14 protein-coding genes are annotated in these 13,481 nt (G+C 67.3%); 1 reads left to right on the top strand and 13 read right to left on the bottom strand.

Annotated elements, in window-relative coordinates; translation table 11 throughout:
* Positions 1 to 45 precede the first annotated feature (45 nt).
* The 4 genes from purN to purE all read right to left on the bottom strand — a co-directional run bounded on the left by purN (position 46) and on the right by purE (position 3,357).
* Positions 46 to 753, bottom strand: coding sequence for a phosphoribosylglycinamide formyltransferase (gene purN / locus HMPREF2826_RS02435; RefSeq protein WP_083307194.1), 708 nt, complete (start codon positions 751 to 753; stop codon positions 46 to 48).
* On the bottom strand, positions 750 to 1,847 hold the full coding sequence (gene purM, locus HMPREF2826_RS02430; protein ID WP_070638892.1) for a phosphoribosylformylglycinamidine cyclo-ligase: 1,098 nt from the start codon (positions 1,845 to 1,847) through the stop codon (positions 750 to 752). The genes purN and purM overlap by 4 nt, the downstream gene beginning before the upstream one ends.
* A 73-nt stretch (positions 1,848 to 1,920) precedes the next feature.
* Positions 1,921 to 2,883, bottom strand: a complete 963-nt coding sequence (locus HMPREF2826_RS02425; RefSeq protein WP_070638890.1) for a class B sortase — start codon at positions 2,881 to 2,883, stop codon at positions 1,921 to 1,923.
* Between the two features lie 3 nt (positions 2,884 to 2,886).
* Positions 2,887 to 3,357, bottom strand: a complete 471-nt coding sequence (gene purE, locus HMPREF2826_RS02420; RefSeq protein ID WP_070638888.1) for a 5-(carboxyamino)imidazole ribonucleotide mutase — start codon at positions 3,355 to 3,357, stop codon at positions 2,887 to 2,889.
* A gap of 248 nt (positions 3,358 to 3,605) precedes the next feature.
* Between purE and HMPREF2826_RS02415 the strand changes: the two genes are divergently transcribed.
* Entirely contained in the window at positions 3,606 to 4,484 is an 879-nt protein-coding gene (locus tag HMPREF2826_RS02415; RefSeq protein WP_070638886.1) for a PfkB family carbohydrate kinase, read from the top strand.
* 90 nt (positions 4,485 to 4,574) lie between these two features.
* Here HMPREF2826_RS02415 and HMPREF2826_RS02410 read toward each other — a convergent pair whose 3' ends face one another.
* The 9 genes from HMPREF2826_RS02410 to HMPREF2826_RS08995 form a co-directional block, all read right to left on the bottom strand.
* A complete protein-coding gene (locus HMPREF2826_RS02410) occupies positions 4,575 to 5,480 on the bottom strand; it encodes a hypothetical protein (RefSeq protein WP_070638884.1) in 906 nt (301 codons plus the stop codon).
* 116 nt (positions 5,481 to 5,596) lie between these two features.
* On the bottom strand, positions 5,597 to 6,406 hold the full coding sequence (locus tag HMPREF2826_RS02405; protein ID WP_083307193.1) for an NUDIX domain-containing protein: 810 nt from the start codon (positions 6,404 to 6,406) through the stop codon (positions 5,597 to 5,599).
* Positions 6,407 to 6,456: 50 nt separating this feature from the next.
* Positions 6,457 to 7,758 (bottom strand): phosphoribosylamine--glycine ligase, encoded by a 1,302-nt coding sequence (gene purD, locus HMPREF2826_RS02400; RefSeq protein ID WP_070638882.1) that lies wholly within the window; start codon positions 7,756 to 7,758, stop codon positions 6,457 to 6,459.
* Positions 7,759 to 7,768: 10 nt separating this feature from the next.
* Positions 7,769 to 8,869, bottom strand: a complete 1,101-nt coding sequence (locus HMPREF2826_RS02395; protein WP_070638880.1) for a hypothetical protein — start codon at positions 8,867 to 8,869, stop codon at positions 7,769 to 7,771.
* A gap of 2 nt (positions 8,870 to 8,871) precedes the next feature.
* Positions 8,872 to 10,152: an adenylosuccinate synthase gene (locus HMPREF2826_RS02390; protein WP_070638878.1), complete on the bottom strand. Its 1,281-nt coding sequence runs from the start codon at positions 10,150 to 10,152 to the stop codon at positions 8,872 to 8,874.
* Between the two features lie 187 nt (positions 10,153 to 10,339).
* Positions 10,340 to 11,740, bottom strand: coding sequence for a replicative DNA helicase (dnaB, locus tag HMPREF2826_RS02385; protein ID WP_070639041.1), 1,401 nt, complete (start codon positions 11,738 to 11,740; stop codon positions 10,340 to 10,342).
* Between the two features lie 459 nt (positions 11,741 to 12,199).
* Positions 12,200 to 12,745: a 50S ribosomal protein L9 gene (gene rplI / locus HMPREF2826_RS02380; protein WP_070638876.1), complete on the bottom strand. Its 546-nt coding sequence runs from the start codon at positions 12,743 to 12,745 to the stop codon at positions 12,200 to 12,202.
* 55 nt (positions 12,746 to 12,800) lie between these two features.
* Positions 12,801 to 13,073, bottom strand: coding sequence for a 30S ribosomal protein S18 (rpsR, locus tag HMPREF2826_RS02375; protein WP_058270808.1), 273 nt, complete (start codon positions 13,071 to 13,073; stop codon positions 12,801 to 12,803).
* Positions 13,074 to 13,117: 44 nt separating this feature from the next.
* A partial coding sequence (locus tag HMPREF2826_RS08995; RefSeq protein WP_148138310.1) for a single-stranded DNA-binding protein occupies positions 13,118 to 13,481 on the bottom strand: 364 nt, incomplete at its 5' end.

Below are 13,481 nucleotides of genomic sequence, written 5' to 3'. Positions count from 1 at the left end.
ATCTGCTTTTTGTCCTGAGCGGCGGTGGGGCGCGGCGCTTGGGCGCTAGCCCTGGCGGACGCGCACCTTGCCGTCAGCGCCCACGCTCACGCGCCCCTCGGCCAGAAGCTGGATGACGTCGGGAAGGAGCTCGTGCTCAAGATCGTGGACGTGCCGCTCAAGCTCATCGACGGTCCAGCCCTCATCCACCTCAAGGGGGCGCTGGGCAATGATGGGCCCGCAGTCATAGCGCTCGTCGGCAACGTGGACGGTGACGCCCGTCACCTTGACGCCGTAGTCGTAGGCGTCCTGGATCGCATGGGCCCCCTTGAAGCTGGGGAGCAGGGCGGGATGAAGGTTGATCACGCGGTTCTTGAACGTGCGCAGGATGGGAAAGCGGACCATGCGCATGTAGCCCGCCATAATCACGTAGTCAACCTTAGCCCGAAGCAGCGCGGTGGCGATGGCCTCGTCGGCCACGAGGGGGTCCTCGTAGAGCTCCTTGGAGAGGCTCATGGTCTGGATGCCCGCGGCCTCGGCACGCCTGAGGCCGGCGGCGCCAGGACGCGAGGAGATGACGATCGCAATCTGGGCGTTCAGCGTACCTGCGGCGATGCGGTCGATGATGGCCTGGAGATTGGTGCCGCCCCCGCTGATCAGGACGCCAAGGCGCAAGGGCGCGGGGTCGGGCGACCCCTGCGCGGGCCGCGGGTGCTGAGAGGCTGGCACGGACGGGACGGCCTGCGGTCCCTGCGCGGGCTTGGGAGCGCTCATCGGTACGTCACCGCGCCGGAACCCGGCACGCACTCTCCCATGACGAAGGAGGAGAGCCCCTCGGCAACAAGCGCGGAGCGCACCGCCCTTACGTCCTGGGGGGCCACGACGAGGCTCATTCCCACGCCCATGTTGAAGGTCTTGTAGGCCTCGTCGGGCGTGAGCCGCGCCGCGCGAACGCAGCAGTCGATGATGGGAGGCACGTCCCAGGAGGGGGCGCGACAGTCGTCCCAGGAGCATCCCGCCGCGCCGCCGCGGTCAACGACCGCGTCGACGGAGGGAGGCAGCGCCCGGTTGAGGTTTTCCGTGATGCCGCCGCCCGTGATGTGCGCCATGGCGCGAATGGGCGAGCCGGCCTTGAGGGCGCGCACGAGGGCGCCCGCGTAGATGGTGGTGGGACGCATGACGGCGTCAGCCAGAGACTCCCCTCCCAGCTCGTCAAGGGGCCGCTCGAGCTCTCGCGGCGTCTTTCCCTCTATGAGGACCTTGCGCACCAGGGAGTAGCCGTTGGAGTGGATCCCGCTGGAGGGCAGGCCCAGGATGACGTCGCCGGGGCGGACCTTGTCGGGCCCGAGCATCTTGGGACGGTCCACGACGCCCACGACGAAGCCCGCGAGGTCGTAGTCCGCGGGGTCCATCACGCCGGGATGCTCGGCCATCTCGCCCCCAACGAGGGCGCAGCCCGCGCGCCGGCACCCCTCGGCGATGCCGGCGACGATCTGGGCCATCTGCTCCGCCTTGAGCTTGCCCACCGCCACGTAGTCGAGGAAGAAGAGCGGCTCCGCGCCGACGGGGACGACGTCGTCCACGCACATGGCAACCAGGTCCTGCCCCACGGTGTCATGGCGCCCCAGCAGCCGGGCGATGGCGAGCTTGGTGCCGACGCCGTCCGTGCCCGAGACGAGCACGGGGTCCTCCATGTCCTTGAAGCCCGCCATCGAGAAGCACGACCCAAAGCCTCCCAGGCCGCCTATGACCTCGGGGCGGGTGGTGGAGCGCACCGCGTCTTTGATGGCCTCGACGGCGCGGGCTCCCTCATCCACGTCAACGCCGGCGTCCGCGTAGCTCACATGCCTCTGCTCGTTTGAGCCCATGCCGCTGCTCCTCTCGTGCCCGCGCACGGGCCGCCGGGGGCGGCCATGCGGGCGTGGTGCCTCAGGTGGTTTCTCAGTCGGACGGCGCCGAGACGACAGCCTCGTCCTTGGGAACGCACACGAGCACGCTCCTGCCGTTGGTGCCGTCCTCGGTGTAGTACTCCTTGTAATAGTTGCAGGTGACGAGTGAGAGCACGTGACTGGCGCCCTGGACGACCTGCGCGGCGTCTGGGCGCTTGGTGACGGCCTTGTCGAGCAGGCCCTGAAGGTAGGCGCGGCGCTCGTCGTCCGACGCGAAGCTAAACGTGCGGACGGTCTGGTCGTCGGCGCGCGCGTAGTACATGAGCAGGGGCTCGAGCTCGTAGGCACCCTGCTCGGTAACGTACCAGACCGTGTCCGTCCGGTCAAAGGCCGCCTGGTCGTCCAGGGCGGCAATCTGCTCAAACATCGTTCCGTTGAGCAGGTGATGGCCATAGATGATGCTCTGGGCGTCCGTCATGCCGGGCGCGGCGTTCTGATAGTCGAGGAAGAGCTGGCCGCTCAGCAGGTAGTTGCCCTCGGCCGAGTGGCGCAGGTAGCGCTCGTTGTCATCGGCCTGGTAGACCGCGTAGTTTATGGTGGTTCCCGGCACGTAGAGCCAGCCCACGACCTCGTCGTTGATGGCCTTGAGACCCGCCCAGTCAACCTCGGGCGCGCGGCTGGGCTGGTCCCAGACGGTGGCGTAGGCGGCGAGCTTCTGCTGCTCTACGTCAACCTCGTGGTAGCGCCACTGGTTGAAGCCCCAAAGGCCCGCCGCGACGAGCAGCATCACGACGCCCACCACGATGAGCACCGTGGAGGCGACGTTGCGGGCGCTGCGGGCGGAGTGAGGTGCAACGCCTGGCGCGGGGGTCGGCGCCGACGCGGGAAGCGGCGCAAAGACCTGCGAATCCGTCGTCGAGGCGGACGGCGCCGGCGCGGCCACGGCGGGCCTCACGCCCTGCGACTTCGGGGGCTCGGCGTCGCGGCGCAGGTGCTTGCTCGTGCCCTGACCCATGCGCTAGCCCTCCGCCATCTGACGCTTGAAGTCAGCCATGGCCTGGGCGTATCTCTCGTCGGAGGTGGCGAGGACCTGCGTCGCGTAGATGGCGGCGTTCTTGGCGCCGTTGATGGCGACGCAGGCGACGGGCACGCCCGAGGGCATCTGGACCATGGAGAGCAGGGAGTCCATGCCGCCGAGGTCGCTCGTCTTCATGGGAACGCCCACGACGGGCAGCGGGGTGAAGGCCGCGACGACGCCGCCCAGGTGGGCCGCCTTGCCGGCGGCTGCGATGATGACCTTGAGGCCGCGGTCGCGCGCGGACGAGGCCCAGGCGTGAACCTTGTCCGGCGTGCGGTGGGCCGAAGCGATGACGAGCTCATAGGGCACGCCGAACGCCTCGAGCTGCTTGGTGCAGGCCTCCATGGTCGGCAGGTCCGACTTTGATCCCATGATGATTCCCACGAGGGGCTTCTGCTCGCTGTCTGCCATGCGTTCCTCCAAAGGGCTCTGCCTGCGGGACAAGACGGCGGCGGGCTCGGCGCGGGCTCGCTCGCCTCATGTGCAGCACCAGTATACGTGCACTTCTTTGACGCGTCTTTGCACATTTGCCGGCGTTGCCCGCAACGTTACCCGCGCGACACGGTGCGGCCTGCGCGTCCGGACGCGTTGCCAGCCGCGCGCGCAACGCCTATGCTTGCTGCCAAGCATCGGTCCACAAGTCCATGTGAGGAGCATTCATGTCAGAAGCAAGGGACCAGTATCTGTACGTTTGCTCGGACGGCTACATTCCGCGCGTCGCCGCCGTGCACGACCTGTGCGGGTATGGAAAATGCTCGCTGGGAGTGGCCATTCCCGTCCTGTCCGCCGCCGGCTGCGACGTGTGCCCCGTGCCCACCTCGCTCTTCTCGGCGCACACCAAGTTCCCTCACTTCTACATGCACGACACCACCCCCATCCTCGACGAGTACCTTGACGCCTGGGCAAAGGAGGGCGTGGCGCTCGACGCCGTCTACTCGGGGTTCCTGGGCTCCGCGGAGCAGGTGGGCGCCATACGGCGCCTGTATGCGGAGCACCCGGGGGCGCTGCGCGTCGTGGACCCCGTGATGGGCGACGGCGGCACCACCTACCCAACCTACACGCAGGACATGTGCCGTGCCACGGCCACACTCGTGTCGGGCGCCGACCTCCTAATTCCCAACCTCACCGAGGCGTCCATCCTCACCGGGCTTCCCTACGAGGGCCAGGACGTCAGCGACGAGCAGGTGTCGAGGCTGGGCGCGGCGCTCCTTGAGATGGGAGCCAAGAACGTCATCATCAAGGGCGTCGTCCGGGGCGACGGCATGATACGCAACTATCTGATGGAGGCGCAGGGCGCGGGGGCACCCCGGGCGTTTGCCTGCGAGCTCTTGCCCTTCATGCTTCACGGGACGGGCGACCTGTACGCGTCCTCCCTACTCGCCGCCGTCATGGCGGGGCACAACCTTGACGACGCCGTGGCCTTTGCCGGCGCCTTCGTGCACGACGCCATGGTGGTCACGAGGGTCCAACCTGACTTTGAGCTGCGCGGCGTGAGCTTTGAGAGCGTCCTTGGCAAGGTGACTGCGCTCGTCGCCTAGCCGGCCTGGCCGGGTTCCGCCGCAGCTCAACACGGCCGCGGCGGGACGTCACAGAGGGGCATCGTGTGGCAGTCGCCGCCGAGGGCCTCGCTACGAGCGCTTCTGGGCCTCTAAGCTGGGCGTTTCTGAAGTCGCGTCTGCGCCCGCAGAGGAGTCGGCGGTCGGGGCGGCAGAGCCGCTCGCGTCGCCGGTCCCCAGGATGCTCGAGAAGATCGCGTTGGGGGTGATGGACGACGTGATGCTGTCGTGCAGCTGCTCGGCCGTCTGGGAGTCCACGCCCGAGATGGCGCAGTTAAAGCGCACGCCGCTCGCGGTCGTCGTCTTGGTCCAGGTGAAGGTCATGAGCGTCTTGAGGCTCCCCGCAGGCTTGAGCAGGCCAAACAGCCCGGCCTGCTTGATCTTGCCCGCATCGTCCTGATAGACGTTGACGTGGTAGACCACCGTGTTGACGTTTTGGTTGAGCAGCGCGTTGACCGAGAAGGCCGCCGCCTGGATCTGCGAGCCCGCAAAGGACTCGAGCGCATTCGCCGAGGAGATGTCCGTCACCGTGACCTCGATGCGGTGGGTGTTCTCGTCGGCCTCCTGGACGCTGAAGTCGGTCGGGAACTGCGTGAAGCCCGTCCCCCATTCCACGCCATGGTCCAGGGCCTGGTACACGGTGTTGATGTTGACGTTCTCCGCCAGGTCTGCCGTGGTCGCGCGACGCACGAGGGTGGTGACCAGCTGGAGCGAGACGACGCCGACGAACAGGACGATGACGAAGGCGACGGCGGTGCGGGTGATCTTGCGGCCGACCGTGGAGCCGGAGGGGTCGGCGTCGGAAAGCGGGTCAACGTTGACGCCATGTCGGCGAGAGCCGCTCAGCCTGTCCTGGGCAAGGGCGGTCTCCTCGTTGGTATGGCCCGTGTCGTCAACCGTGCCGAAGAGCCTCTCGGCCTCGTGCGCGTCGAGGGTACCCTTGGGGATGGGCGCCAGCGCCCTCTTTCTGCCAGCCATGCAACTCTCCTGCCTGTGACCACGCGGCGACACAAAGGGCGTCGCCCGGTGTCGCCTGCGGGCACGCGAACCAGTATAGTGGTGCCGCGTCGCTTCGTTGAGCGATGATGCCGACCTTACCGGTCGTTGGGGGCGCCCTCGCTCCCCTGCGGCTCCACGCCACTCTGAGATGGTACCATCCGGTGGGCTATGGCGTCGCAGACAAGGGCACCTACCACGGTCTTTGCATCCTCTATGCGCCCGTCGAGCACCGCCTCGACCAACTCGCGCAGCTCCACGAGGTCCACGTTGATGAACTCGTCGGCGTCTGGGTTGGAGTCCGCAAACGTGAGGTCCGTCGCCATGTACAGGTGAATGCGCTCGTCGCTGAACCCAACCGACGGGACGAGCGTGGTGAGAAACGCCATCCTACCTGCCGTGAGGCCCGTCTCCTCGCAAAGTTCCCGCCGTGCCGCCTCAAGCGGGTCCTCGCCAGGCGCGAGCTTTCCGGCGGGGATCTCGACCGTCACCCGATCGAGCGCCGCGCGGTACTGTCGCACCAGGCAGATGCGCCCCTCGTCCGTAAGGGCCACCACGCCAACGGCGCCCGGGTGGCGCACTACGTCACGGCGCGCCTCCCGGCCGTCTGGCAGGCGGTCGAGCAGCACGTCAACGTTAAAGAACTGCCCCTTCCACGCGACGTCCTCGCCGATGATGCGCTCGGCGAGGCCCTTGTCGCGCGGGTCGTCGTCGCCCAGCGCGAGGCTGCGGCGAAGAGGGGCGCCGGACTGATGGTCGTGCGACGGGCGGTTGCCCTCAAAGGTGAGGGCGTCAACGCGCGCGCGAACGCCCTGTGCGGCGTGGGACAGCTCCTCGTCAAGCGAGGGGGGCTCCGCGCCTGCGAGAAAATCCCTTCTTGGACCGCTGACGTGCGTGTCCTCGCTCATGTATGACAATCTCCTTTGGCGCGGGTCGGCTGTGGGGACCGGCAGGTCCGCTAGAGCCGCTCGCGGCCCTTGATGGCCTTGATGCCTATGTCGTGCCGATAGGTCTTGCCCTCGAAGCTGATCTTGTCGCAGGCCTCGTACGCCCTGTTGCGCGCATCTTCGAAGCTCGACGCCACGGCCGTCACGTCAAGGACGCGCCCGCCGTCGGTAAGGACGGCGCCGCTCTCGTCGAGGCGCGTCCCCGCGTGGTACACGGTGACGCCAGGGAGCGCCTCGGCCTCGTCGATGCCCCTAATGAGCTTGCCCCTCTCGTAGGAGCCGGGATATCCCGCGCTCGTGAGCACCACGCTCACGGCCCAGTCGTCCTCCCATGCCACCATCGAGGGGCTCAGGGTGCCCGCGTCGCAGGCCAACAGGCAGTCAACCAGGTCGGCGCGCATGCGGGGCAGCACGACCTGGGTCTCGGGGTCGCCAAGGCGGGCGTTGAACTCCAGCACCTTGGGACCGTCCTTGGTGAGCATGAAGCCGCCGTACAGACAGCCGCTGTACGTGACGCCTTCGTCGCGCAGCTGGTCAACGACGCGCTGCTCTATCTGGACCATGCGCTCGAACTCGCCGGGAAGCAGGATGGGGACGGGAGAGTAGACGCCCATGCCGCCGGTGTTGGGGCCGCGGTCGCCGTCCAGGGCGCGCTTGTGATCCTGCGAGGTGGCCAGGGGCACCACGGTCCTGCCGTCCGTGAGGGCCAAAAGCGAGCACTCCGGGCCCTCAAGCAACTCCTCCACCACGACGGTTGAGCCCGCCGCGCCAAAGGCGCCCGAGAAGCACTCGTGGACGCCCGCGAGGGCCTCGGCAGTGTCCTGGGCGACGATGACGCCCTTGCCCGCCGCCAGGCCGTCGGCCTTGACCACGCACGGGCCCCCAAGCGAGCGGACGTGGGCCGCGCAGGCGTCCTCGTCCGTAAAGCTCTGCCACGCGGCCGTGGGCACGCCCGCACGGGCCATGACGCCCTTTGCGAACTCCTTGGAGCCCTCCATGCGGGCGGCGGACGCCGAGGGGCCAAAGACCGGGATGCCGGCAGCGCGCACGACGTCGGCCACGCCCGCGACCAGGGGAGCCTCGGGACCTATGACAACGAGGCCCACGCCCCTCTCGCGGGCGAAGGCGGCGAGCGCGGCGCCGTCGGACGCGTCCACGTCTGCCCTCTGGGCCATCTGGAGCATGCCGCCGTTGCCAGGGGCGACCCAGAGCCTACCCGCGCGCGGTGAGGCCGCCAGCTTGGTGAGCAGGGCGTGCTCCCTGCCGCCGGAGCCTACGAGGAGGATGTCAACCGTGCCGTCTGCTGCGCTCATGCGACCGTCCTTATGACGTTGGGTTGGGGTCGAGTCCGTGGTCAGGGTCCTGGTTGGGTCCAGAGTCGCTCGTGGCGCGGGGGCGCCGTGCGTCGGGATTCGTCCCTGGCGCCGAACCCGGCTCCGTCAACGAGGGGCCGGCGACGTCCTGAAGCTGTATCAGCGCCCTCAGCTCGTCGGCGGAAAGGAGCCGCGACGGGGCGTAGACGACGCCCGCGGCGCCGCTGCCCATCTTCGCGAGGGTGTCGGGGTGGGCCTCAAGGACGCCGGCGCACTCCTTCTGAAACTCGTTGGTGTCAAGGTGCTTCTCGATGACGGCGAGCAGCCACGAGTCGCCGGCGCGCAGGCCCGCGTAGGTCAGCGGACCCACCTGGCGAGAGTACGTGCTCATGGTGCGCGCGATGTTGCCAGCAAGGCGGGCGAGCTCGGTGGAGCGCGAGAGCTCGCGCATCTGCCCGCTCTCGTCGGAGACGAGCATGCGTCGAGTGCCCGTGGCGCGCAGGCGCAGGCGGTTGGCCTCGCCCAGGATCTTCTTGCGCAGAGCCAGCTTCACCGTGTCCGCGGTGGAGGCCCCCGGGTCCTTGAGGGGAATGATCGCCAGGCGAGAGGCGCGCGACAGCTCTATGGCCCGCTGGGTCGCCTGGGCGGGACTCATCCCGCCGTCCCGGTCGGCGACCAGGCGGGCGAGCACGAGCGTCACCTGGGAGGGAGGGCAGGCCAGCTCGATGAGGCAGGTGTTGACCCGCGACACGCGCCGGGCCGCGCGCTGGACCACGGCGGAGACGTCATGGCCCGCGCGTGCCGCGTGAAGCACGAGGACGTTGGCGCTTCCCGCGTCGGCAAGCTCATTCAGGACGCCCACCAGGTCGTCTTCGCCGGGCACCAGCGACACGCCCTTGTCCTCGCCCTTTGCCTGGGCAAGGCGCGAGAGCAGATCGAGCGCCTCCACGTCGAGGCCGGCACGACGGCGCATGCCCTGAGGCGCGGCCGAGAGGGACAGCGTCCTCACCCCCGCAGCCGCAAGGGCCTCGGGGGCAAGGTTGCAGGCCGCGTCACAGACGATGGCAAAGCGGGCGGCACCTGTGGAGGGAGCGGGGACGGGGGCGCGCACCGTTAGTTCCAGTACCGGTCGATCGTCTGCTCGCGGTCGGGACCCACGGTGATGATGGAGACCCGCACGCCCGCCAGCTGCTCGAGGAAGTCGATGTAGTCCTTGGCCTCGCGCGGAAGCTGGTAGAAGTTCCTCACACCCGAGATGTCGCACTTCCAGCCCGGCAGCGTCTCGTAGACGGGCTTGGCGTGATAGAAGACGCTCTGGTGCTCCGGGACCGTGCGATAGGTGACGCCGTTGCACTCGTAGGCGACGCACACCTTGATCCGGTCGAGGCAGCCGAGTACGTCGAGCTTGGTGATGGCCAGGTCGGTGAGGCCGTTGACGCGCGCCGCGTAGTTGACCACCACGGCGTCGTACCAGCCGCAGCGACGCTTGCGCCCCGTGGTCACGCCGTACTCGTGACCGGCCTCGCCCAGCTTGTCTCCCACCTCGTCAAAGAGCTCCGTGGGGAAGGGACCCGACCCCACGCGGGTGAGGTAGGCCTTGGCGATGCCCAGCACGCGCTGGATCTGGGTGGGTCCCACGCCCGAGCCGGTCACCGCGCCGCCCGCCGTGCAGTTGGACGACGTGACAAAGGGGTAGGTGCCATGGTCGATGTCGAGCATGGTCGCCTGCGCGCCCTCAAAGAGGATGTTCCTGCCGTCCTCGAGCTGCTCGTTGAGAAAGAGCGAGCTCTCGACGATGTAGGGGCGGATGCGCTCGGCAAAGGGCAGGTAGGTCTCGCAAATCTGGTCCACGGTGTAGGTGGGCAGCTCATAGACCTTCTCGAGGATGGGGTTGGTGTAGGCGAGCGCCGCCTCGAGCTTCTGGCGGAAGATCTTCTCGTCCAGCATGTCCTGGACGCGCAGGCCCGTGCGGTTCATCTTGTCCATGTAGGTGGGCCCGACGCCGCGCTTGGTGGTGCCTATGAGGTTTGAGCCGAGCTTCTTCTCGTGGGCGCCGTCCAGGTCCTTGTGATAGGGCATCACGATGTGGGCGTTGCCCGAGATCTTGAGGGCGTCGCAGCTTATGCCCTGGTCCGTGAGCATGTCGATCTCGCCAAGGAGCACCTCGGGGTCAACAATGCAGCCGTTGCCGATAACGGGAAAGGCGCCGTCATACATGACGCCCGAGGGCACCTGGTGCAGCGCCAGCTTGTGGCCGTTGGCGATGACGGTATGGCCGGCGTTAGCGCCGCCGGCGTAGCGGCACACCACGTCAAAGTCTCCGGCGATGAGGTCGGTGACCTTGCCCTTTCCCTCGTCGCCCCACTGGGTGCCGACCAAAACTGATGCTGGCATGCTGTCTCCTTATATGGTGTGCGCCTCGTCGCCCCTGCGGCGAGCGCCCCGCTACCGGCACGATTATAGGCCACCTGCGCGCGCGACGGCCACCTGAGGGCGCACCCTTCGTCGCAACCTCAGGTGGCAGGCTGGGCCGCCCCGTCGGGCGTCACGGGCGCCAGCGGGCGGCGATGCGGGCAGTCCGTCACTCGGAGTGCCGGGTGTCCACCTCCACGAACTTGGTGGAGCTGGGCAGGAACATGAGGGGCACGATGTCCAGCGGGCCGGAGCGGTTCTTTGCGATGATGAAGTCCGTGACGCCAAGGTCGGGGCGGTCCTGGCGCTCGGCCTCCTCCTCGTTCATGGAGCGGTCAAGCAGGATCACGATGTCGGCGTCCTGCTCGATGGAGCCGGACTCACGCAGGTCAGAGAGCTGGGGGCGCTGGCCCTTGCGGTCCGTGACCTGGCGGTTGAGCTGCGAGAGCGCCACCACGGGCACGCCCAGGTCCTTTGCCATGATCTTGATGCCGCGCGACATCTCAGATACCTCGGTGGCGCGGCTGTCGGCACGCCTTCCCGACGGGGGCGACAGAAGCTGCAGGTAGTCAACGAGCACGATGCCCTGCTCCTTGCCCTTGAGCATGCGGCGGGCCTTGGCGCGTATCTCGGTGACCGTGGTGCCGGGCGTATCGTCGATCATGATGTCAAAAGTCGAGAGCTCATAGGTGGCCTGGACGATCTGGTCCCACTGGTTATCCTTGATGCGGGCGCTGCGGATGGCGGACAGCGGTATCTTCGCCTGGGCCGAGAGGAGGCGCTGGGCGATCTCCATCTTTGACATCTCGAGGGAGAAGAACGCCACCGAGGCGCCCTTGGCGGCGGCGTTGACGGCCAGGTTGAGGGCGAAGGAGGTCTTTCCCACGCCCGGGCGGGCGCCTACCACCACCATCTGACCGGCGCGCAGCCCCTGGAGGCGCGCGTCGATGCCGGGGTAGCCCGTCTGCACGCCCAGGATGCCGTCGGGGTTCTGGCATGCCTCGCTCAGCTCCTCGTACAGGTCTTCCATGGCGGCCGAAAGCGTCACGTAGCTGTTCTTTACCGCGCGGTCCGTGACGCCCATGAGGAGCTTCTCGGCCTCGTCAACGACCTCCTTGGTGTCCTCTGGGGCGTCAAAGGCCAGGCTCGATATCTTTGACGAGGCGACGATGATGTCCCTGAGCGTCGCGTCGCGGCGCAGCATCTCGACGTAATGGGGCCAGCTGACCAGCGCGGTGCTCTCCTGGTTGAGGTCGATGAGGTAGCTGGCGCCGCCCACCTTGTCAAGCTTTCCCTGGCTCTTGAGGTGGTCGGCCAGCGAGATGACGTCGATGGCCTTGCCCGTGGAAAAGAGCTCCGAGACCGCGGTGAAGATGAGCTTGTGGGCATAGAGGTAGAAGTCGCCCTCGCGCAGCGAGGTCAGACACTCCTGCAGCGCCTCGGGCATCATGAGCATGGCCGTGAGCACGGACTTCTCGGCCGCCGGGCTGTGGGGCATGACCGAGCCCTGTCGGGCGGGCGCTCCCTGGCGGGCGTCATACTCGTCATACGGTGCAAACTGGTCGCTCATGCGCTCCGTCCATACGTCGTCAGCGGCCCGGGTCGCCATCAGGGACGCCGGTGGGTATGGGTATCCAAACCCCTTCGTACCCGTATTGTCAACCATGCGCGCTACCTGGCGCTTGTTTAAAGGTCTCACGCCGTACCGTGCAGTTTGTCACTTTTCTACGTTTTCAACAACTTTTGCTATTTTGTGAGCGTCGAGTTTTCAACATATGCGGCGCCACACAAGCCTAGGGCGGCGATTGAGGGTTTGTATGGGGCAACTACCTGGGATGATGCGGACGTTCGTGACGTTTTACCTGGTAAACGTCATGAATGGAACATTGTCCGAAAAAAGGGAGGGAACCGTCGCCAAACTGCTGGCATAGGTTCCCTCCTCGAACGTTTACGAGCCTCTTACGTGCGGCTTTCAGCTCCACAAGGCACGTTGTTCAAAAACTTCGCCCTGTTGACAAGGACGGGGGCGCTACTCGGTCGCCTCGGCGGCGTCGGTCGCCTCGTCCTCGACGGGGGCGTCCTGGGCCTCGCCGGCCTCGACCTCCTCGGCAGGGGCCTCGTCCTGTCCCGCGTCCGCACCGACAAGGACGCTCACCTTGGCGTTGATCTCGCGGTACAGGTTGACCTCAATGTCGTGCCTGCCGGCGGTCTTGATGGCCGCGGTGCGCGTGATGCGCTTGCGATCGATCTCGACGCCGAGCTGGTCGCGAATCGCGTCCGCGATCTGGCTGGTGGTGACCGAGCCAAAGAGCTGGTTGTTCTCGCCAACCCTTGCCTCGACGAACACCGACTTGTCGTTGAGCTTCGCGCACGTGGCGTCGGCGTCGGCGATGCGCTTCTCCTCGCGCTTCTCGATATTGCTGCGACGCTGCTCCAGCTGCTTGATGTTGCCCGGGGTGGCGGGCTGGGCGATCTTGTTGGGGAACAGGTAGTTCTCCGCATAGCCCTGGGTGACCTCTACCAGGTCGCCCTCACCGCCCTTGCCCCTGAGCTCATCCAAAAGGATGACTTTCATGGGTACTCCTCCTGATCGTCGGACCTAGTCCGACCAGTTGCCTGTTGCTTGCACGCTAGCCGCGGTTGCGGCCGCCGCGACCGGAGACCACGGCGACGGTGTACGGAAGCAGTGCCATCTCTCGCGCGCGCTTGATGGCGAGTGCGATGTCATGCTGATGCTGCGTGCAGGCGCCAGTGACGCGGCGCGGCTTGATCTTGCCGCGGTCGGTCATGTACTTGCGAAGGAGCTGGGTGTCCTTGTAGTCGATGAACTCGACGTCCTCCTTGCAGAACTGGCAGTACTTGCGACGCGGCTGGCGCTGCTCAACTTGCCTTTGCTTAGCCATGTCTTGTGCCTTTCTCTGGCGGCGTTAGTGCCGCCTCGTAAATCCTAGAACGGGATGTCCGTGTCATAGACGTCCGCGGAGGGCGGCGTCTGTACGGGGGGAACCTGCGGTTGGGGGGCGGCAGGTGCGCCGGGGGCCGCGGCGGCGTCCTGGGGCGCGCCGTAGACAGGCTGCTGGCGTCCCTGACGCTGCTGGCCGCCCGTCGCGCCGTCGGCGCCGCGGGCGGAGAGGAACTCGACCTCGTCCACGACGACCTCGAGCTTGGAGCGGTTCTGCCCCGTCTGGCGGTCCTGCCACTGGCTCCAGCGCAGCTTCCCCTCGATGGCGACCTTGGTGCCCTTGGTGAGGTAGCGGGCCAGCGCGTCGGCGCGGGCGCCGAACATGACGCAGTCCACGAAGTTGGGCCGG

This window comes from Olsenella sp. HMSC062G07 (genome assembly GCF_001811895.1).
GTDB lineage: Bacteria > Actinomycetota > Coriobacteriia > Coriobacteriales > Atopobiaceae > Olsenella_F > Olsenella_F massiliensis.
The sequence above is the reverse complement of the archived record's forward strand: the minus strand, read 5'-3'. Positions and strand labels throughout refer to the sequence as shown.